Origin of the sequence: Nocardiopsis deserti, from assembly GCF_008638355.1 — a bacterium.
GTDB lineage: Bacteria > Actinomycetota > Actinomycetes > Streptosporangiales > Streptosporangiaceae > Nocardiopsis > Nocardiopsis alborubida.
On record NZ_VWVS01000004.1, the window covers coordinates 435786 to 456587 of the forward strand.

Sequence of the window (20802 nt, forward strand, 5' to 3'; positions counted from 1 at the left end):
CCCTGGCCCAAGTCGGGGGGTCCGCTGCTCGCACAAGTTGTTACTGACGAGTAGCATGGGGGCCAACGAGTCCATCCACCCTTGGAGAAGGAGGGGCCATCGTGCCGCGAACTGCCCGCGATGTCGTGTTTGTCGACGGGGTCCGCACCCCGTTCGGCAAGTCAGGCAAGGGCCTCTACGCCGAGACACGCGCCGACGACCTCGTCGTACGCGTGATCCGCGAACTGATGCGCCGCAACCCGGGGCTGCCCCCCGAGCGCGTCGACGAGGTCGCCATCGCCGCCACCACCCAGATCGGCGACCAGGGCCTGACGATCGGGCGCAGCGCCGCGATCCTCGCCGGACTGCCCCGCAGCGTCCCCGGCTACGCCATCGACCGCATGTGCGCCGGAGCGCTCACGGCCGTCACCACCTCCGGCGCGGGCATCGCCTTCGGCGCCTACGACGTGGTCATCGCGGGCGGGGTCGAGCACATGGGCCGCCACCCCATGGGCGAGGGCGTCGACCCCAACCCGCGCTTCCTCTCCGAGAAGCTCGTGGACCCGTCCGCGCTGGTGATGGGCAACACCGCCGAGAACCTGCACGACCGCTACCCCTCCATCACCAAGGAGCGGGCCGACGCCTACGCGGTGCGCAGCCAGGAGAAGGTCGCCAAGGCCTACGCCGACGGCCTGATCCAGCCCGACCTGGTCGAGGTCCTGGTCCGCTCCCTGGAGAAGGGCTACGGCCTGGCCACCCAGGACGAGCCGCCCCGGCCCGGCACCACCATGGAGTCGCTGGCCTCCCTCAAGACCCCGTTCCGCGCGCACGGCAACGTGACGCCCGGCAACGCCGCCGGTCTCAACGACGGCGCCACCGGCGCGATCCTGGCCGCCGAGGACGTGGCCGAGGAACTGGGACTGGGCGCCAGGATGCGCCTGGTCGACTTCTCCTTCGCCGGCGTGGAGCCCGAGGTCATGGGCGTGGGCCCGGTCCCGGCCACCGAGAAGCTGTTCGCCCGCCAGGGCATCTCGATGGACGACGTCGGCCTGATCGAGATCAACGAGGCCTTCGCCGTGCAGGTGCTGGCCTTCCTTGAGCACTTCGGCCTCGCCGACGACGACGCCCGCGTCAACCCCTGGGGCGGCGCCATCGCCCTCGGCCACCCGCTGGCCTCCTCGGGCGTGCGCCTGATGATGCAGCTCGCGCGCCACTTCGCCGAGCGTCCCGACGTCCGCTACGGCCTGACCACCATGTGCGTCGGCATGGGCATGGGCGGGACCGTCCTGTGGGAGAACACCAACTACGAGGGGGGCAAGTGAGCACCGTCATCGACGAGGCACGGGAGCTGTTCAGCGACGAGGTCGTCACCAACGCGCTCTCCCGTGACATCGAACTCCCCTACGGCGCGGGCACCGCGGTCCTGATCACGCTGGACAACGGGCACGACCACACCAAGCCCAACACCTTCGGCCCCGGCGGGCTGCTCAGCCTGGACGCGGCGATCGAGGCCGCCAGGACGCGCACCGACATCGTGGCCGTGGCCGTCACCGGCAAGCCGTTCATCTTCGCCGTGGGCGCGGACCTGACCGGCGTCCCGGCCCTCCAGAACCGCGAGCAGGCGCACGCCATCGGCAAGCTGGGCCACGACGTGTTCCGCAAGCTCGGCGAGCTGGACGTGCCCACCTTCGCGCTGGTCAACGGCGCGGCCATGGGCGGCGGCGTCGAGGTGGCGCTGCACTGCACCTACCGCACCATCTCCTCGGGCGTCCCGGCGCTGTCGCTGCCGGAGACCTTCCTGGGCCTGGTGCCCGGCTGGGGCGGCACCTACCTGCTGCCCCACCTGATCGGCGCCGAGAAGGCCCTCAAGGTCATCATCGACAACCCGCTCGCCCAGAACAAGGTGCTCAAGGGCACGCAGGCCTTCGAGATGGGCATCGCCGACGCGATGTTCGAGCCCGCCGACTTCGTCGAGGAGTCGCTGCGCTGGGCCGCCAGGGTCCTCAAGGGCGACGTCGTGGTCGAGCGCCCCGAGGTCGACAGGGGCGAGGCCTGGGACAACGCGGTCAACATGGCCCGGTTCACCGTCGAGGGCAAGCTGCACGGCGCCGCCCCGGCCCCGGCCCGCGCGGTCGAACTGGTCGCCCAGGCCAAGACGCGCACGCGCGACGAGGGCTTCGCGGCCGAGGACGACGCGCTGGCCGACCTGATCATGAGCGACGAGCTCAAAGCGGGCCTGTACGCGTTCGACCTGGTGCAGAAGCGCGCCAAGCGCCCCGCGGGCGCCCCGGACAAGTCCTTGGCCCGCAAGGTCACCAAGGTCGGCGTCGTCGGCGCCGGTCTGATGGCCGGGCAGCTGGCGCTGCTGTTCGCCCGCCGCCTGGACGTGCCGGTCGTCATGACCGACCTGGACCAGGAGCGCCTGGACAAGGGCGTGGCCCACGTGCACGGCGAGGTGGACAAGCTCCTGAAGAAGGGCCGGGTCAACAACGACAAGGCCAACCACCTCAAGGCCCTGGTGACCGGTTCGCTGACCAAGGACGCCTTCTCCGACGCCGACTTCGTCATCGAGGCCGTGTTCGAGAAGATGGAGGTCAAGCAGCAGGTGTTCGCCGAGGTGGAGGCCGTGGTCTCCCCCGAGGCGATCCTGGCCACCAACACCTCCTCGCTGTCGATCACCGAGATGGCGTCCAAGCTCCGGCACCCCGAGCGGGTCGTGGGCTTCCACTTCTTCAACCCGGTCGCGGTCCTGCCGCTGCTGGAGCTCGTGCGCGGCGAGAGGACCGACGAGGCCTCCCTGGCCACGGCCTTCGCCACCGCCAGGAAGCTGAAGAAGACCGCGGTGCTGTGCAAGGACGCCCCGGCGTTCGTGGTCAACCGCCTGCTCACCCTGTTCATGGGCGAGGTCCTGGGCGCCGTCGGCGAGGGGACCGAGCCCGAGAAGGCCGACCGCGCGGTGGCGCCCCTGGGCCTGCCGATGTCGCCGCTGCTGCTGCTCCAGCTGGTGGGCCCGGCAGTCGCGCTGCACGTGTCCGAGACCCTGCACGAGGCCTTCCCCGAGCGCTTCGCGGTCTCCGCCGAGCTGGCCGAGATCGTGAAGGCGGGCAAGACCGCGATCTACGCGCCGGACTTCAGCATCGACCCCGAGGTCCGCGCGCTGCTCGTCGGCGGCGAGGAGCCGTCCGAGGAGGGCGAGATCCTGGACCGGGCGCTGCGCGCGCTGGCCCGGGAGATCCGGATCATGCTGGACGAGGGCGTCGTGGCCGAGGCCGCCGACATCGACCTGTGCCTGATCACCGGTGCGGGCTGGCCGTTCCACACCGGCGGCATCACCCCCTACCTGGACAAGGTCGGGGTGTCGGAGGCCGTGAACGGCAAGCGGTTCCACGAGGGCGACCCGAAGGCGTTCTAGCCTTCGCGAAACCCCGCGGCGGGCCCGGCACCGGATGCCGGGCCCGCCTTCTCCGTATTCCGGTCAGAAGTCCTGAGAGGACTCCTCCCCGGTCGAGCTGGGGCTGGAGGAGCGGACACGGCGGATGTGCAGCTGCCTGCCGAGTCGGATCACCGGGCGGATCAGCAGCTCGACGCTGCCGACGAGGAAGCACCAGGTGCCCGCGGTGGTCCAGGCCTCGGAGAAGAACATGACGCTTCCGGCGATGAACCACAGGGCGATGAGGATGTCGTTGACGATGCTCGCGGTCTCGTAGCGGCGCCGGACGACGAGTTCGTCGTGCCCCACGTGCAGGACCAGCGGTCTGCTCTGCTTCTCGGACATGTTCGGCCCTCCCTGCGGGGTCGTCGCGGCATCCCGTCTCCCCTGCCCGAAGTGGGCGAACACGAAAAGTCACCACATAACGACTACTCGTACATACTTGCTGGTAACCCTGTGTAACGTCTGCCTCGTGGCAATCTCCGCTGAACACCAGATCTACGCCGAGTTGTTCGCCGACGCGCCGGACACGGCCGTCGGCTTCCTGCGCGGCCTCGGCGTGGACGTACCCGACTACGACCGCAGCGAGGTCACCTCGTGCGACCTCGGCCGCGTCGATCCCGTCGAGCGCCGATCAGACGTCGCGATCATGCTGCGCGGCCCCGGTCCGAAGGACCCCTTCGACAAACTGATGGGCATCGTCGTGGAGGTCCAGCGCGACGAGAAGGAGCGCAAACGCTTCACCTGGCCCGAGTACGTGGCCGCGCTGCGCTCACGGCACGAGTGCCCGGTCGTCCTGCTGACCATCTGTCCGAAGCAGTCCGTGGCGGACTGGTACGCCGAACCGATCCACCTCGGCCATCCCGGTTTCGTCCTGCGCCCCCTGGTGGTGGGACCCTCCGGGATCCCGGTCATCACCGACCCCGGGGAGGTGGAGCGGTACCCGTCTCTCGGCGTGCTGTCCGCCGCCGCGCACGGCGGTGAGGACATGGACGTGCTGAAAGCCCTGCACACCGGCCTCGATGCGATCGACCAGGAAAAGGCGACGAAGTACATTGGATTCACGTTGAACCTGCTGGCGAAGACCGAAGGCCAGGCCGCCCTGGAGGAACTCATGATGACGGACACGTACGGGTACAGCAGCGCCTGGACCGAGAGCCTCAAGGCCGAGGGACGGGCCGAAGGACGGGCCGAGGACATCCTGCTCTTCTTGGACGAACGCGGTGTTGACCTCCCCAACGAGGCACGCGAGCGCATCAGCGCATGCCACGACCTCGACCAGCTCCGTACCTGGGTCCGCCGAGCCGCCACCATCACCCACATCGACGAACTCTTCGCCGAGTGACCCGGGAACCGTGACGGGTCCGGCGTCCCCGCGGACGCCGGACCCGTCCCTCGCACTCAGCGGCGCGCGGAGACCCGCACCGCGCCCGCCGGGAGCATCCCGTGCTGCCGGTACCACGCCCCCGTCGCGGACACGGTCTCGGCCACGGAGCGGAACCGCACCCCCAGGTCCCGCTCGGCCAGGCCGGAGGTGATGTTGCGGTCCTCGCCCTCGCGCAGGACGCGCACCCCGGCGCGGGTGGCGGTCGGCTCCCCTCCGCCCAGGCGGGCCTGGAGCTCCATCAGCGAGGCCGCGGCCACCGCCAGCCCTGCCGGGACCGCGCGGGGGATGCGCGCGCCGGTCTCGGTGGCGACCGCGCCGACCAGGCCGGGCACCGAGCGCTTGGCGCCGGCCACCACGTAGCGGTCGTGCCCGCCCACGCGGGCGGCGGCCACGCAGGCGAAGGCCACGTCCCGCGCGTCCACCACGTAGTTGGACAGCCGGGGCACCGCCTTGACCGCCCCCTTGGCCACGCCCAGGAAGAGCCGCCCGGCGGAGGTGGGCCCGGCGTCCCCGGGTCCCCACATCCACCCGGGCAGCACGACCGCGACCCGGGTGGACCCGGCGCGGCCGGAGCGGATCAGGTCCTCCACCGCCCGCTCGGCGCGGACCTTGCTGGAGGGGTAGCACCGGGAGGCCGACAGGCCCACGAAGCGGTCCGGGGGCGGGGTGGACTCGTCGGCGGGGTTCTCGGGGCCGCGCAGGTCCAGGGTGTTGATGGAGCTGGTGTGGACGAACACCGGCACCTCGGCGTTGGCGGCCTCGGCCAGGGCCAACTCGGTGCCGCGCACGTTCACCCTGTCCAGGGGTTCGGTGAGGCTGGGGTCCTGGAAGTACTCGCGGAAGTAGGCGGCGGTGTGGAAGACCTCGTCGGCCCCGGGCAGCACGGACCGGTAGGAGTCGGGGTCGGTGATGTCCCCGGCGACCAGGCGCAGGCGGGGGTCGTCGGGCAGCAGGCGGCGGGCGCGGTCGGTGTCGCGGACCAGGGCGACGACCTCCTGGTCCAGGCTGAGCAGCAGGCGCACGATGTTGCTGCCGAGGAGGCCGGTCGCTCCGGTCACCACGGACCTGTTCCGTCCGGGGAGCGGTGTGGCGTGGGTGTCCGCCATCGTTTCACATCCCAACTATAGAGTTCTATGATCATCGGGTGAGCAGAAGCATTTGAGGAGGGGGACCGAGCCATGGAGAACGCACCCGGATGGGACACCCCCATGTGGCACACGACCGGTTTTCGACTGATCAAGCTGGGCGAACTGGTCCAGGCGACCACCGCGGCGATCTTCGGGCCCCAACAGATCACCTCCCGGCAGTTCCACGTGCTCTCCGCCGCGGAGGCGATGTCCCATCCCTCGCAGAAGGAGCTGAGCCGTGTGCTGGGCGTGGATCCGAACGTGATGGTGGGGTTGATCGACGACCTGGAGGAACAGGGGCTGGCCAGGCGCGAGCGCAACCCCAAGGACCGCAGGCGCTACATCGTGACGCCCACGGACAAGGCGAGAGCACTGCTGGAGGAGGCCCGAGGAGTCGTGAGACGGGCGGAGTCGGAATTCTTCGCCACCCTGTCCGAGCAGGAGGTGTCCCTCCTGCACGAGCTGTCGGGCCGCCTGCTCACCGACCACCCCCGGGTGACCAAGTACGAGTGAGGATCCGGTGCCGGGGGCCGCGGCCCCCGGCACCGGGTCCCCCGGTCACTCGGAGATGCCGAAGCGGGCGTGCAGGCGCTTGAGCGGCGCCGGGGCCCACCAGTTGGCCCGTCCGGCCAGCCGCATGAACACCGGTACCAGCACGCCGCGGATCAGGGTGGCGTCCACCAGGATCACCACCGCCATCCCGACCGCCAGCATCATCAGGTACAGCACGTCGGAGACGGCGTAGGTGGCGAAGGAGGCGGCCAGGATGACGGCCGCCGCCGTGACCAGGGGTCCGCTGCGCTGGAGCCCGGCCGCGACCGCACGGGTGTTGTCCCCGGTCAGGTCGTACTCCTCCTTGATCCGGGACATCATGAACACCTCGTAGTCCATGGACAACCCGAAGGCGATGCAGAACATCAGGATGGGGAACGTCGTCTCCAGGGTGCCGTTGGCGGTGAAGCCCAGCAGCCCGGACAGGTTCCCCTCCTGGAAGATCCACACCATCACGCCGAACATCACCGCGAGGCTGAGCACGTTGAGCACGATCGCCTTGGCGGGCAGCAGGATGCTCCCGGTCATGAGGAACAGGATGACGAAGGTGATGGCGAGGATGAGGCCGAACACCAGCGGCACCTGTCCCAGCAGGGCCTCGCGGAAGTCGGTGAGGTCGGCCGGGTAGCCGCCGATCTGGGTCTCACCGGGCGCGGGCACGTCCCGGATCCGGTCGATGAGGTCCTCGACGTCCTCCAGGGCCTCGGCGTCGGGCACCACGGACAGCCACGTGGCCTCCGCCGACCCGAACCGCTCCTGCGCCGCGGGTTCGGCCCCGTCGGTCTGCTGTCCGCCGGTGAAGCGCCCGGTGAGCGCGTCCACCTGGTAGACGCCCTCCACCCGCGACAGGTCGGCGGCGTAGGCGCTGATGGCGTCGGCGTTGGCCTCCTGACCCGGTACGTCCACCAGGACCTGGACGGCGTCCATCTCCTCCTGGACGAAGTTCGCGCCGATCTGGTCCTGCACGTCGCGGCTGGAGACCCCCTGCGGGAGCACGCGCGCGTCGGGCAGGCCGAAGTTGAGCCCCACCGCGGGCGCGGCCAGCAGCAGGACCACCGCGAGCGCGGGCAGGCCCCACAGCAGCGGGCGGCGCATCATCCGCAGCGCGGTGGAGTGCCACCAGCCGCTGTCGGGGTCGGGCTCGCGCTTGGGCCGGACCCGGTGCCCGACCTTGGCCAGCGCCGCGGGCAGGATGACCAGCGCGGCGAAGACCGAGGTCAGCACGGTTCCCACGCCCGAGTAGGCGAAGGACTGGAGGAAGGGGAAGGGGAAGAGCATCAGGCACGACAGGGCCACCGCGACCGTCAGGCCGCTGAACAGGACGGTGCGCCCGGCCTTGGAGACGGCCAGGGAGACGGCTTCGGGGACCTGCCTGCCCCGGGCCAGCTCCTCGCGGAAGCGGTTGATGACGAACAGGCTGTAGTCCACGCCCAGGCCCACGCCCATGACCAGGGTGAGGTTGGCGGCGAAGGTGGACACGTCGGTGAAATAGGTGACCCCGCGCAGCAGGGCGAGCGTGGTGACCACGGAGAACAGGCCCATGCCCAGGGTCAGCGCCGCCACCGAGATCCTGCGGTAGAGGACGAGCAGGAGCACGAACACCAGCGGGAAGATGATCGCCTCGGCGAGCAGGAAGTCGGCCTGCGCCTGCTCGGCGGCCTGGCGGAAGACCTCGTCGCCGCCGCCGACCTCCACCCGGATGACCTCGCCGTCGCGGGTGAAGTCCGGCGAGAGCTCGCCGAGCGCGGTGCGCGCCTCGGTGACCGTGCCCGCCATGCGCACGGTGATCAGCGCCTGGGTGCCGTCCTCGGAGCGCATCGCCGGGGACTCCCCGCGCCCCCAGTAGGAGGCGGTCTCGGCGACGCCCTCGCGCGAGGCCAGGTCCCGTTCCAGGGCGGTGGCGGCCTCGACGACCTCGGGGTCGTCGACGGTGCCCTGCTGGGCGGTGACCAGCAGGAGGAAGTGGTGCTTGCCGGTGCCGAAGCCCTCCTCCAGCTGCTGCTCGACGCCCAGCGACTCCGATCCGGGGCTCTCGAAGCGGCTGAGCAGCAGCCGGTCCATGGTGCCCGCCGCCAGGGCCAGGGCGACCAGCACCAGCGCGACGCTGGCCAGGATCACGCGGCCCGGGCGCCGGGCCAGCCCGTCGCCGAGCCGGACCAGGAACGGGGGCCTTCCCGGTGGCGCCCCCTGTCGGCCGGGGGGTGAGGTGGTCGTCGGGGACGTGGCCATGGTGGTCTCGCCTTCCAGGGTCAGGAGGTGGTGGGGGCGTGCCGCTCCATCCACGCGGCAGCCGTGTCGTACAGGAGCTCGGACCCGGCGTCGACGGTGACGAAGTGTCCGGCGTCGGGCAGGGTGGTCGAGGTGACCTCGGGGCTGGAGGTGAACAGCCCGGGGTAGCCCTCGACGCCCTGGCGCAGGACGTCGTGGGCGCCGAAGACCAGGTGGACCGGGACGTCGATCTCGTCGACCACGCCCAGGTCGTAGAGGATGGCCATGGGTTCGGAGATCATGACGCCGCAGGGGTTGCGGCCCCAGTGCTCCTCGACCCGGGCCGTCACGGCGGGGTCGGCCTGTGCGCCGAGTCCGCCGTCGAGGAAGTCCTCCAGGGTGGGGTCGAAGTGCACGTAGCCGGTGGGGTCGCCGGGTTCGGCGTGCTCCTCGCCGCCCTCCAGACAGGTCTGGTAGGCGGTCAGGAAGCGCCGGTTGGTGTCGTCGGTGATGCCGACGGCGGCCCATCCGGTGAGCAGCAGGCCGTCCACGCCGCCGAAGGAGACGGCGGCGGTCTCGGCGACCAGGGCGCCGCTGGAGTGGCCGCCCATGACCACCGTGTCGAAGGCGACGGGGTCGTCGCCCTCCACCCCGTACTCGCCCGCGCGCAGCTGCTCGACCACCTGGTGGGCGATGTCGGCGTGGGCGCCGCTGCAACTGGCGAAGCCGTCGGGGATGTCGCTGGAGCCGTAGCCGAGCCGGTCGATGGTGACCGAGGCGTGCCCGCGTTCGGCCAGTTCGTGCACGTAGTTGCGGCCCTGGACGTCCAGGCGCCAGATCCACTCGCCGGTGTTGGTGCCGTGGACCAGCAGGGCCACGGCCGGGTCGTCGGCGGCAAGGACCTCGGCCGGTGCGGTCAGGTGGCCGCGCACGGTGTACTCCTCGCCGTCGGCGGAGCACTGGCCGCGGGAGCGGTTGACGTTGTCGACGGTGAACTCCACCGGGAGGTCCACCACGCCCTCGGGGAGGGTGGCCGGTTCGGAAGGCGCGGTGGCGGACACCGCGGAGGCTTCCGCGGTGTCCGACGCGGCCGGGGCTGCCAGGGCCGGGGCCCCGGGCAGGGGGCCCGGGTTCCCGAGGAGGGCGGCGGTGGCGGCCAGGAGGGCGGCCGCCGCGGCCGCGACCCGTGCGGTCGTGCGGTTCATGGGTGCTCCTTGGCGTGCGCGTGTCACCGCTCCTCCAACCACGCGGCGAGTTCCTCGCGCAGGGCGGGGGCTCCGGGTTCGAGGACGAGGTAGTGGCCCGCGTCGGCGACGGTGACGGTCCGGGTCTCGGGCGAGCCGGTGAAGAGCGCGGTGTGCTCGGCCCCCTCGCCCACGCGGGTGTCGTGCTCGGCGAAGGCGAACAGGACGGGGACGTCGACGCGGTCGAGGGCGCGCATGTCGGTGGACAGCGCCTCGACCTGGGTGCCCAGGTCACCGCAGGGGGTGCGGTCCTGTGACGCGGCGGCGAGCGCGGCCGCCGTGCTGGCGGGGTCGTGGAAGTGGGCCCGGGTGTAGGACGTGGCCCCGACGTCGACGTAGGTGTAACCGGCCGGTTCGTCGGACTCGGGGTCGGGCGGCCCCGCCCCGGCGCCGGCGGGCACGCCGCCCTGCATGCAGGAGGCCAGCCCCCCGAAGAAGCGCGCGTTGGCGCGGTCGGTGACGCCGGTGCCGCTCCAGGCCATGAGGACCAGGGCGTCGGGAGCCCGGTCGTCCTCGAAGGAGTAGGCGGTGACCTGGGCGATCTGGGCGCCGCTGTGGTGTCCGGCCAGCGTGACGTGGTCGAAGGCGGGCGCACCGCCGGGCAGGGCCGCGGTGTCCTGGGCGGTGTAGTCGCCCTCGCGCAGCCGGGCGATGACCTGGGCGGTCATGTCGGCCTGGCTGCCCAGGCACATGGCCATGCCGTCGGGGCGGTCGCTGTCCCCGTAGCCGAGCCGGTCCAGGGTGAGGGAGGCCTGGCCCAGCAGGGCCATCTCCTCGGCGTGGTGGAGTCCGGGCTCGTCCATGCGCCAGAACCACTCCCCCGCGGCCTGCCCGTGCTGGTAGAGGGTGACGGCGGGGTCCTCGGTCGTCAGCAGTCCCGCCGGCGCGGTCAGGTGGCCGCGCACGGTGTACTCCTCGCCGTCGCTGTTGCACGGCAGCCGGGAGCGGTTGCCGTTGGTGACGGTGAAGGAGACCGGCACGTCGACGATCCCCGCCTCGTCCATACGCCGGGCGGTGGCCTCGGCGCGCTCCTCGGCGGTGGGCGCGGGCGCGGCGGCGGGCTCGGACTCCCCCAGGGGGAGCAGCGTGAGCGCGAGGGCGGCGGCGGCCGCGATGGCCGCTCCGGCGATGACGGCCCTCCTAGTCCCTGGCATGGGCCACCTCCTTGCGGTCGTCGGTGCCCTGTTCCCCGGCCGCGGCCGCGTCGTCGGGCGGAGGGTCGGCGGAGACGGGCACGCGCGGGCGGGCGGGTTCGGCCGCGCCCTCGCCGAGGACGGCGTCGAAGGCGCGGTGGAACCGCCTCAGGGGCGCGGGCGCCCACCAGGTGGCGCGCCCGGTCATGCGCAGCACCGAGGGCACCAGCAGGCAGCGCACGACGGTGGCGTCCACGATCACGGCCAGGGCCACGCCCCAGCCGAGCATCATCGTGTTGGTCACGCGTGAGGCGCCGATGGCGATCAGGACGACGGCCAGGGTGACGGCGGCGGCGGTGATGACGCCGCCGGTGCGCCGCAGGCCGAGTTCGACGGCGGTGCGGTGGTCGCCCACGCGGTCGTACTCCTCGCGCATCCTGGCCAGGAGGAAGACCCCGTAGTCCATGGACAGCCCGAAGGCGATGCAGAACATCAGCACCGGCAGCGCGGTGTCGATGAACCCGGTCGGGGTGAACCCGAGCAGGCCGCTGAGGTTGCCGTCCTGGAAGACCCAGACCACGGCGCCGAACATGGCGGTGAGGCTGAGCGCGTTGAAGAGCACCGACAGCAGGGGCAGGAGCACGCTTCCGGTGAGCAGGTAGACCAGGACGAGCATCCCGGCCACGACCGCGGCCAGGGCGAGGGGGATCTGCTCGGCGATGGCGCGCTGGGCGTCCACGACGGCGGCGGCCTGTCCGGAGACGGAGGTCTCCAGCTCGGTGTCCACCGCGCGGATGCCGCGGACCAGGTCCTGGCTCTGGGTGGAGATGGCCTCCACCCCCGGGTCGGGGACGACCTGGAGGTAGGCGAGGTCGTCGGACTCGCGCAGGGCGTCCACGGGGGTCCTGTCACGGGTGTGGTCGCCGTCGGCGTGCACGCCGAGCGGCGAGCGGACCTCGTCGACGCCCGGCAGGGAGGACAGCGCCGAGGCGTAGTCGGCGAGCTGGTCGGTGTCGGTCTCCTCGGGCGGGCTGTGCACGAGCACGTCGACGGTGCCGGTGGCGGCGGAGTCGAAGTCCTCGCGGATGACCTCCATGACCTGCCGGGACTCGGTCCCGGCGGGCAGCTGGCGGTCGTCGGCCATACCGAACTCCACCCGCAGGAAGGGCAGTCCAGCCACGACCAGGACCAGGAGCGCGACGGCGGCGAAGACGGGCGCGCGGCCCATGACCGTGCGGGTGAGCCGCCGCCAGCGGCGGTCGGCCGCCTCCTCCGGGGAGGGGGCCGCGGCGGCGCCCCGGCGCAGCAGGCGGCGCGGGTCCAGGGAGTTGACGCGGTGGCCGAGCAGGGTGAGCACGGCCGGGAGCACCAGCAGGGAGGCCAGGGCGGCCAGCGCCACCACGGTCACGCCCGCGTAGGCGAAGGAGCGCAGGAAGTACAGGGGGAAGAGCAGCATCGCGGCCAGGGCGGCGGAGATGGCCAGCGCGGAGAAGACCACGGTGCGCCCGGCCGTGCGCACGGTGACGGCGGTGGCGGTGGCCGGGTCGGCCCCGCCGGCCAGTTCCGCGCGGAAGCGGCGCACCATGAGCAGGGCGTAGTCGATGGCCAGGCCCAACCCCAGGGCGATGGTCAGGCTCTGGGCGAAGACCGACACGTCGGTGAACCCGGCGACCGCCCACAGGACGGCGTTGGTGCCGATGATGGCGACCACCCCGACCAGCAGGGGCAGGACCGCCGAGGCGACGCTGCCGAAGACCCACACCAGGATGAGCAGGGTCAGGGGCAGCGCGATCATCTCCGAGCGCACCAGGTCCTCGGCGATGGTGGTCTCGATGTCGTTGAGGACGGCGGTCTGTCCGCCGACGCTGACGGTGAGGGGGCCGTGTTCGCCGCCGTAGCGCTCGGCCAGGTCAGCCGCGGCCCGTCCGGCCTCGGCCTCGGTGCCGCCGATGTGGGCGGCGATGAGGGCGCGGGTCCCGTCGTCGGACTTGAGCGCGTTCGATCCGGTCTGCCAGTAGGAGGTGACGCCGGTGACGGCGTCCTCGTAGGCCAGTCCCTCGGCCAGTCCGAGCCCCTGGCTGGCGGCCTCGCGGTCGTCCACCCCGGCCTCGGACTCCACCAGCAGGATCAGGTTGGGCCTGCTGTCGGGGAAGTGCTCCTCCAGGATCTGACCGGCCTGGGCCGACTCCGATCCGGGGTCCTCGGTGCCCTGCCCCGCGCGGAGGCGGTCGGCCACTCCGGAGCCGAGCACCGCCGACCCGACCACCGCCAGCAGGGCCACGGCCAGGACCCACCAGGGCCTGCGCGTGGTCAGCCTGGTCAACGCGTCGAGCATCGTGTCACCCCCTTTTCTCGCGAGCGCGCGGGGCCGCCGGTGGCGGCCGGAGTCCTCCGGCCGCCACCGTGCGTTCCCTCGCCGCCACAGTACAGTAAAAACATGCGACGATCTTTACCTCTAATAATAGGGTTCACATATAATTTACGTGAGGGACCGCTGGGCCCCGGGAAGCGACGCCGCGCCCACGAAGTCCTCGGCCCGCCAGGCGGGGTCGGACAGGTCGGCCACCGCCGCCACCACGGCGTCGGGGCGCACGTGGACGACCCACTCGCCCCGCACCGGCCCGGCGGGGCGGGCCGTGTCGTGCCCGCCCCCCTCCCGGGCCGGGCCCTCGGCGCCGGTCAGCAACAGCACGTCCACGTCGTCGGGGACGCACTCCCGCAGCCGCGCCGCGGCCCGCGAGGTCCGCTCGGAGGAGCCGCCGACCAGCAGGGCGTGGCGCCCCGAGGCCAGGTAGGCGTGCAGGCTCCGGGCCCGGGCCCCGACCAGCGGGACGAGCTCGGCGTCGCCGATGCGCGTGCCCGGCAGCGCCCCGCCCACCGCGTCGCGCGCCCGCCAGCCCGGCGGCGGCGCGGTGACGGCGGGACTGGCGCTCAGGTCCGGTGAGATCTGCGCCAGCTGCGGCACCAGCCGCTTCTCCAGCAGCCCCGACGCCGAGAGCAGGCGCATGAGGTTGTCGCGCACCAGCCGGGCCAGCGGCGCACGGGTCATCCAGGTGCGGGTCTGCTGGTCGGCGCTGCGCACCACCGCCTGGGCGGTGGGGCGGCGTTCGAGCGGGTAGCTGTCCAGCAGCGGCTCGGGGGCGCCGCGCAGGACGGCGGCCAGCTTCCAGCCCAGGTCGAAGCCGTCCTGGATGCCGGTGTTGAGCCCCTGGCCGCCCGCCGGGCTGTGCAGGTGGGCGGCGTCCCCGGCGATGAGCACGCGCCCCCGCCGGAACTCGCGCGCCACGCGGGCGTGCACCCGGAAACGGCTGCGCCACCACACGCTCTCGATGCGCAGCCCCGCCGGGCCGCGCTCGGCGAGCAGCCGGGCGAGCAGCGCGTCGTCGGGCGGGTCGGTCCGTCCGTCGGAGGCGATGTCGAAGAAGACCCGGTGCCCGCCGCCGGGCAGCGGCACGATCACCAGCACCCCGTCGGGCGTGAGGTGGTACTGGGCCTCCCTCTCGGGGGCGGGACCGCTCACCACGCCGTCGCTGAGCAGGAAGGTCCGGTCGTAGGTGTCGCCCTCGAAGGCCACGCCCAGGGACTCGCGGACCGCGCTGCGGCTGCCGTCGGCGGCCACCACCCAGGGGACGGCGACCTCCTCGCGCACGTCCGGGTCGTCGGCGGGGCCGAGGACCACCCGCGTCCCCGCCCCGGCGGGCTCCACCGAGTGGACGCGGGTGGACCACTCGACGGACCCGCCGAGTTCGAGGAGGCGGTCGTAGAGCGCCTGCTCGGTGCCGGGCTGGGGCAGGCAGACCGGCCCGGGGAAGGCCGTGTTCGCCAGACCGCCGAAGCGCACCCCGCCGATCTTCCTGCCACCGGAGAAGTAGGAGGCCGACGCCAGGGGCAGGGACTGCTCCACCACCCTGTCGGCCACGCCGAGCCTGCGCAGGACCTCCAGGGCCCCGCTCCACAGGATGAGCGCCTTGGGCTCCTCGGCGACCCCCGCGCGGCGTTCGACCACGCGGCAGGACACGCCGCCCTGGAGCAGGGCGCAGGCGGCGGCGAGCCCGGTGGGCCCGGCGCCGACCACCAGCACGGGCGGGTGCTGACCCGGGACGGTCACCGCACACCCCCGGCCGCTCGCTCGGGCTTGGCCGCCCCGTCGAGAAGCTCGGTGACCTCGGCGATCGCCTGCGCGTTGTCGCGGTACAGGACCGTGGCCATGCCCAGGCGGGCCGCGGGCTCCAGGTTGGACTCCAGGTCGTCCACGAACAGGCAGCGGTCGGGGGTCAGCCCGAGCCGGGCCAGGAGGCGGTCGTAGATCTCGGTGTCGGGCTTGCGCACGCCCTCGTGCGCGGAGTTGACCACCACCTCGAACAGCTCGTCGGCGGGGACCGTGGCCCGCCACAGCTCCTCCCACTCGATGACGTTGTTGGTGAGCAGCGCCAGGCGGTAGCCCCGCGCGCCCAGTCCGCCCAGGAACTCGGCGAACTCGGTGTTGCCGTTGCGTCCGGCGAACCAGATCTCGCCGAAGGTGCGGTCCTCGGGCAACGTCCACCCTCCGGGGAGTTCGGCGCTGATCTGCGCGACGAGGTCGGCCTCGGTGATCGCCCCGACCTCCAGCAGCGCCATGGGCTCGGCGCCGTTGCGGGCCGCGGCGGCGCCCATCGCCGTGAGGATCGCGTCGGGCGTCAGGCCCGCGGTCCTGGCGAAGTGCTCCAGGGTCTCGATGAGCGGGTTGGTCAGCACGCCGCCGTAGTCGCACACGACGGCCTCGATGCGGTTCACGCCCACTGGGCCACCTCGATCCGGAAGGTACTGCCGGGGACGCCCTGCTGGAGGACGCGCACGTCCACGCCCGTGACCGGGCCGAAGCGCTCGTCCGCGCGGAAGGGGGTCAGGTCGGCCTCCACGACGGAGGCGAGGTCGTTCTCGGAGAAGGAGGAGAAGGAGGCCTCCACCGAGACCGGGATGAGCGTGGCCGGGTCCAGGCCGCTGGAGCGTGAGACGGCGGCCACGGCCAGCTGCCGGGCGGCCTCGATGAGGAGGTTGCCGGGCAGGTGGTCCAGCGGGTGGTCGAACAGGTGCGGGTGGCTGTGGTCGGGGACCACGGTGGCCCGCCAGCCCTCGTCACCGCGCTGCACCGGCTCGGTGATGACGACGTTGCGCGGGTCGCGCCTGCCCACGACGGCGGGCGCGGCCGGGACCGCTCGGGGCGCGGGGCCCGCGCTCCAGTCCAGGGCCTTGCGCCCCTTGGCCCGCAGGAGCTGGTAGGTGGACCTGGTCAGGAAGATGAGCGCGCCCGTGGCCTCGGCGACCCGGGTTCCGCCCAGGAGGACGTCGGCGCGGAAGTCGTAGCCGCGCAGCTTCCCGGCCTGGTTGCGGTACAGGTCGGCGTCGGTGCGGATGAGGGCGCGTGCGGGCTCGGAGCCCTGGCGCAGGCCCTCCAGGTCCTCGATGCGCAGCGACATGCGCTGCATGATGAACGCCCGGTCCATGGGGACGTTCAGGTGGCGGTGGGAGATGAGCACACCGGTCTGGCGGCAGGCCTCCAGGATCAGGGGCAGGTCATAGGTGGGCGCCTCCAGCATGACGTGGCCGCGGGGCAGCTGTGCGGCGACGTCGAAGCTCCTCTCCCCGGTCTGCTGGGAGTCGGTGACGAAGACCTCCGAGACGGCCTTGCGGTGCACGAGTCCCCGGGGGACCGTCGCGTCGTAGTCGAGTTCGCGCAGGCCGAAAGGCTCGGGGTCGAGCCCCGCCAGGGGGTCTCCGGCGGCCTCGGCCGCGGCGTCGGCCGCGAGGGCGGTCCCCTGCGCGCTGATCGTCGTGCGGTTCATCGCTTCCCTTTCGTTCGCTGTTCCCGGGGCGGAGGTCCCGCCGCCGGGAAACGGGGTCGGCAACGGCAAAAAAGGGGTCCGAGTACCAGAAGAGGGCGGGCCACGGCCTACTTCCGTACAGCCACCGAGTATCGGGACGGGCCCTGGAGAGGACCTGAAGAGAACCTGAAGACCAGTTATGAAAGAAACTCATATTTTTCCGCGGAAATCGCGTTCACCTGCGAAAACAAGACAGGGATTAGTCGTTGACCATGATCATCGGCTTATTGTGACTATCACCACACGAGATGGCCTGGGGTTTTGTCATCCCACCCTCATGCTGGGCAACCACGCGACACGACGCCGGAGAGGAACTTATCCATTACTTACCGCCATAACCTGCGTGTTTATGATCGTCTCGCCGCGTACGGTCCAGCCGAGCACGGCGCAGCCGCGCAGGGCGACCCGCTCCGCACCGCACGGGAGTGACGTCCGGGACGGCCTGACGAAAACGGCCGATAACCGGAGAAAGCAGGAGAAGAGCAACGCCAGAGAAAAACCGGCCGGAAAGACTCGGAAATGCACAGAGCGCATCATCGAATCACCAGCACCGTGGCGGTCCTGGGAGAGCTCGCGGTCACTGACGGAAACCGCGTCCTCGAACTGGGCGCGCCCCGGCAGCGCGCCGTACTCGCCGCCCTGGCCCTCAACGCCAACCAGTCCCTGACCACGCAGCGCATCATCGGCATGGTCTGGGGCGCGACGCACCCCGCCTACGCCGCCAACCTCGTCCACAAGTACGTCTCCGGCCTGCGCCGGGCCCTGGCCGACCTGCCCCCGCACCAGCGGGTCAGCATCGAGAGCGGCGGCGGGGGCTACCGCCTGACGGCCAGGCTCGACCAGGTGGACATGTCCCTGTTCCACGCCCACGTCGACGCCGCGCGCGGTCTGCGCGAACGCGGTGAGCACGAGCGCGCGGCGGAGATGTTCGGGGAGGCCCTGCGCCTGTGGCGGGGTCCCCTGCTGGGCGAGCTGCCCGGCATCGCCTTCGACGACGAGCGCGAGTTCATGGAGACCGTACGCCTGGTGGTACTGGAGGAGTACGCCACACTGAGCATCGCGGTCGACCGCCACAACGAGGTGGTGGGACTCCTGCGCGAGACCCTGCGCGACCATCCCCTGGAGGAGAACCTGGCCAGGCTGCTGATCCTGGCCCTGTACAAGGCGGGCCGCACGGCCGAGGCGATCCGCGTGTACCAGCGCCTGTCCACGCGCATGCTGGGCGAGCTGAACATGCCGCCCCGCCCGGAGCTGAACGACATGTACAAGGCGATCCGGCGCCACGAGCCGATCCCGACCACGCTCGTCTGACCCCCGTCTCCCGCCCGGCCCCGCACCCGCCGAGCACACCGCACCGCTGTCCCACCCGCACCACGCGTACGCGGCGACCCCCACGCCGGGCCCCGGCCCGCCCGGCGCGGGGCACACCGACGCCCTTGTGGCGCGCACCCGACGCACTCCGCGGCCGCGGTGCCGCCGACAGCGGCCGACCCCGCCCGGGAGGTTCCCGGACGGGGTCAGCACCGCGGGGCGGTCACACCCCCGCGTGCACCCTGCCGTGCTCGTCCCGCTCCGCGGCGGGGCCGGGCTCGTCCTCGTCACCGCCCTCGGAGATGCCGATCCGGTCGTGCAGCCAGCGCAGCGGCCGGGGCAGCCACCAGTTGGCCCCGCCCAGCAGGCGCATCGTGGCGGGCACCATGACCGCGCGGACCAGGGTGGCGTCCACGAACACCGCGATGGCCAGGCCGATGCCGATGATCTTCAGGAAGAGCAGGTCCGAGGTGCCCATGGCCAGGAGCACCACCATCAACAGGATGGCCGCGCTGGTGATGATCTGGCCGGTGTGCTGGAGCCCCGCCGCCACCGAGCGCGTGTTGTCGCCGGTGCGCAGGTACTCCTCGCGCACCCGGCTGAGCAGGAACAGCTCGTAGTCCATCGCCAGGCCGAAGGCGACGACGATGATCAGCACCAGGTAGGTGGGGTCGATGGTGCCCACCGCCTCGAACCCGAGCAGCCCGGAGAAGGCGCCCTCCTGGAAGCCCCAGACCACCACGCCCAGGGAGGCGCCCAGGGACAGCGCCCCCATGAGCACCGCCTTGATCGGCAGCACGATCGATCCGAAGGCGAGGAAGAGCAGGAGCAGGGTCGCCACGGCGACGAAGCCCACGGTCATGGGCGCCGCGTCGACGATCGCCGCCACGTTGTCCTGCTGCATGGCGGCCACGCCGCCGACCAGGGTCTCCTCCGCGCCCTCCGGGGCCGGTTCGGCGCGCACGTCGCTCACCAGTCGGGCGGTCTCCGGGGAGTCGGACGCGCCCTCGTAGGCGACCACGACGTGGGCGATCCCGTCGCCGGTGCGCTCCACCGTGGCGGACACGGCCTCCTCCAGGCCCCCCAGACGCTCGACGTACTCCTCCAGGGCCCCGTCGGAGGCGTCACCGACCACCGCGACCTGGAGCGTGCCCAGGCCGCCCGCGGGGAAGTCGTCGGAGAGCGCCTCCATGGCGATCCGGCTCCCGGAGTCGGCGGGGAGGTAGCGCTGGTCGGTGGAGCCGAGTTCGGTGGAGGCCAGGCCGGAACTGAAGACCAGCAGGACGCCGCCGACCGCGACCAGGGACACGGCGGGGCCGCGCATGACGGTGCGGGCCAGGCGCCACCAGGCCCCCTCGTGCACGGCGCCGGTGACGGTGCGGCGGGGCAGCGGCAGCCGGAGCCGGTTGATCCGGTGGCCGACCACGGACATCAGCGCGGGCAGGAAGACCAGTGCGGCCAGCAGGTCGAACACCACGACGGCGATACCGCCCCAGCCGATCGACTGGAGGATGGGCTGGGGGAAGAAGAGCAGGCCCGCGAAGGCGATGCCGACGGTGATGCCGGAGAAGGCCACGGTGCGCCCGGCGGTGTCCACGGTGCGGCTCACGGCGTCGGCGATGCCGCGGCCACGCCGCAGTTCCTCGCGGAAGCGGCTGACCATGAACAGGCCGTAGTCGATGGCCAGCCCCAGGCCCAGGATGGTGGCGACGTTGATCGCGAACACCGACACGTCGGTGACGTGGGTCAGGGCCCGTAGGAGGGTCAGCGAGCCCAGGATGGCCAGGCCGCCGACGGCGAGCGGGACCAGGCCCGCGACGAGGCCGCCGAAGATCAGGACCAGGAGGAAGAGCAGGATCGGCAGGGTGATGAGCTCGGCGCGCACGACGTCGCTCTCGGCTCTCTCGGCCAGTTCGCTCTCGACCGCCACCGAGCCGCCCAGGTGGACCTCCAGGTTGCTGGAGGACAGGTGGTCGGTGACCTCCTCGTACTGGTGGAGGCGGTCGGCGTGGGTCTCCCCGCTGAGGGTCACGGGGACGTAGGTGGCGTGCATGTCCTCAGCCACGAGCATGCCGCGCTCGGTCTCGCCGAGGTCCTCGTCGAGGTAGGTGTCGAAGTCGGCGACCGCGTCCTCGGGCATGCCGTCGGCGACACGCTCGATCGCCGCGGCGAAGGTGGGGTTGTCCACCTGGATCTCGTCGCTGCGGTAGACCGCCACGACGTCGACGCCGTCGTGGCCCAGTTCCTCCTCCAGGACGCGCGTGGCCCGCGAGGACTCCGAGTCGGGGTCCTCGAACCCGCTCTCGCTGACGTCGGAGAAGACCCCCGAGCCCCAGATCCCGGAGAAGACCGCGAAGAGCGCGGTGGCGACGAGGACCGCCCAACGGAAGCGGTGGACCCCCCGTCCGAGCCGACCGAAAAGCCCCGTGTGTGTCGGCATACGCCGCCCCTTCAGGAAACAGACTTCATGTCCGTTAACACCGTTTGCTAACGGCGTTCACTAAAGCGTGCGGGCGTTACGATGTCAATGTCGCCGACAAGGACCACAGCGCCCCGACCGGGTGCCTGAG

The 20802-nt window shown here is 72.0% G+C and carries 15 protein-coding genes; 5 read left to right on the top strand and 10 right to left on the bottom strand.

Going from position 1 to position 20802, the window contains the following annotated elements; genetic code table 11:
• Positions 1 to 101: 101 nt before the first annotated feature.
• Both FYW99_RS14615 and FYW99_RS14620 read left to right on the top strand, forming a co-directional pair.
• A complete protein-coding gene (locus FYW99_RS14615; protein ID WP_150252576.1) occupies positions 102 to 1301 on the top strand; it encodes a thiolase family protein in 1200 nt (399 codons plus the stop codon).
• Positions 1298 to 3391, top strand: a complete 2094-nt coding sequence (locus FYW99_RS14620; protein ID WP_150252577.1) for a 3-hydroxyacyl-CoA dehydrogenase NAD-binding domain-containing protein — start codon at positions 1298 to 1300, stop codon at positions 3389 to 3391. Before FYW99_RS14615 ends, FYW99_RS14620 begins: the two co-directional genes overlap by 4 nt.
• A gap of 63 nt (positions 3392 to 3454) precedes the next feature.
• Here FYW99_RS14620 and FYW99_RS14625 read toward each other — a convergent pair whose 3' ends face one another.
• Positions 3455 to 3754: a YrhK family protein gene (locus FYW99_RS14625; protein WP_150252578.1), complete on the bottom strand. Its 300-nt coding sequence runs from the start codon at positions 3752 to 3754 to the stop codon at positions 3455 to 3457.
• Between the two features lie 127 nt (positions 3755 to 3881).
• On the opposite strand from FYW99_RS14625, the gene FYW99_RS14630 reads away from it, so the two are divergent.
• Positions 3882 to 4754: a hypothetical protein gene (locus FYW99_RS14630; protein WP_190394664.1), complete on the top strand. Its 873-nt coding sequence runs from the start codon at positions 3882 to 3884 to the stop codon at positions 4752 to 4754.
• A 56-nt stretch (positions 4755 to 4810) separates the two neighbouring features.
• On the opposite strand, the gene FYW99_RS14635 is transcribed toward FYW99_RS14630, so the two are convergent.
• Entirely contained in the window at positions 4811 to 5902 is a 1092-nt protein-coding gene (locus tag FYW99_RS14635; RefSeq protein ID WP_150252579.1) for an NAD-dependent epimerase/dehydratase family protein, read from the bottom strand.
• Positions 5903 to 5974: 72 nt separating this feature from the next.
• Between FYW99_RS14635 and FYW99_RS14640 the strand changes: the two genes are divergently transcribed.
• The gene (locus tag FYW99_RS14640; protein WP_150252580.1) at positions 5975 to 6436 is read left to right on the top strand and encodes a MarR family winged helix-turn-helix transcriptional regulator; all 462 of its coding nucleotides are present in this window, start codon (positions 5975 to 5977) and stop codon (positions 6434 to 6436) included.
• 45 nt (positions 6437 to 6481) lie between these two features.
• Here the strand turns inward: FYW99_RS14640 and FYW99_RS14645 are convergent, their stop codons facing one another.
• The 7 genes from FYW99_RS14645 to FYW99_RS14675 all read right to left on the bottom strand — a co-directional run bounded on the left by FYW99_RS14645 (position 6482) and on the right by FYW99_RS14675 (position 16882).
• Positions 6482 to 8704, bottom strand: a complete 2223-nt coding sequence (locus FYW99_RS14645; RefSeq protein ID WP_150252581.1) for an MMPL family transporter — start codon at positions 8702 to 8704, stop codon at positions 6482 to 6484.
• Positions 8705 to 8724: 20 nt separating this feature from the next.
• Positions 8725 to 9888, bottom strand: a complete 1164-nt coding sequence (locus FYW99_RS14650) for an alpha/beta hydrolase (protein WP_150252582.1) — start codon at positions 9886 to 9888, stop codon at positions 8725 to 8727.
• Positions 9889 to 9911: 23 nt separating this feature from the next.
• The gene (locus tag FYW99_RS14655) at positions 9912 to 11081 is read right to left on the bottom strand and encodes an alpha/beta fold hydrolase (RefSeq protein WP_150252583.1); all 1170 of its coding nucleotides are present in this window, start codon (positions 11079 to 11081) and stop codon (positions 9912 to 9914) included.
• Positions 11068 to 13395 carry an MMPL family transporter gene (locus FYW99_RS31775; RefSeq protein ID WP_190394665.1) on the bottom strand — a complete coding sequence of 776 codons (2328 nt, stop codon included), beginning with the start codon at positions 13393 to 13395 and terminating at the stop codon, positions 11068 to 11070. Before FYW99_RS31775 ends, FYW99_RS14655 begins: the two co-directional genes overlap by 14 nt.
• 144 nt (positions 13396 to 13539) lie before the next feature.
• Positions 13540 to 15168: an FAD-dependent monooxygenase gene (locus FYW99_RS14665; RefSeq protein WP_150252584.1), complete on the bottom strand. Its 1629-nt coding sequence runs from the start codon at positions 15166 to 15168 to the stop codon at positions 13540 to 13542.
• The gene (locus FYW99_RS14670; protein WP_223839029.1) at positions 15165 to 15833 is read right to left on the bottom strand and encodes an HAD family hydrolase; all 669 of its coding nucleotides are present in this window, start codon (positions 15831 to 15833) and stop codon (positions 15165 to 15167) included. The genes FYW99_RS14665 and FYW99_RS14670 overlap by 4 nt, the downstream gene beginning before the upstream one ends.
• The gene (locus tag FYW99_RS14675; RefSeq protein ID WP_150252586.1) at positions 15830 to 16882 is read right to left on the bottom strand and encodes a ScbA/BarX family gamma-butyrolactone biosynthesis protein; all 1053 of its coding nucleotides are present in this window, start codon (positions 16880 to 16882) and stop codon (positions 15830 to 15832) included. The genes FYW99_RS14670 and FYW99_RS14675 overlap by 4 nt, the downstream gene beginning before the upstream one ends.
• A gap of 591 nt (positions 16883 to 17473) precedes the next feature.
• Here FYW99_RS14675 and FYW99_RS14680 point away from each other — a divergent pair.
• On the top strand, positions 17474 to 18232 hold the full coding sequence (locus FYW99_RS14680; protein ID WP_190394666.1) for an AfsR/SARP family transcriptional regulator: 759 nt from the start codon (positions 17474 to 17476) through the stop codon (positions 18230 to 18232).
• 223 nt (positions 18233 to 18455) lie between these two features.
• Here the strand turns inward: FYW99_RS14680 and FYW99_RS14685 are convergent, their stop codons facing one another.
• Entirely contained in the window at positions 18456 to 20672 is a 2217-nt protein-coding gene (locus FYW99_RS14685) for an MMPL family transporter (protein WP_150252588.1), read from the bottom strand.
• Between the last annotated feature and the right edge of the window lie 130 nt (positions 20673 to 20802).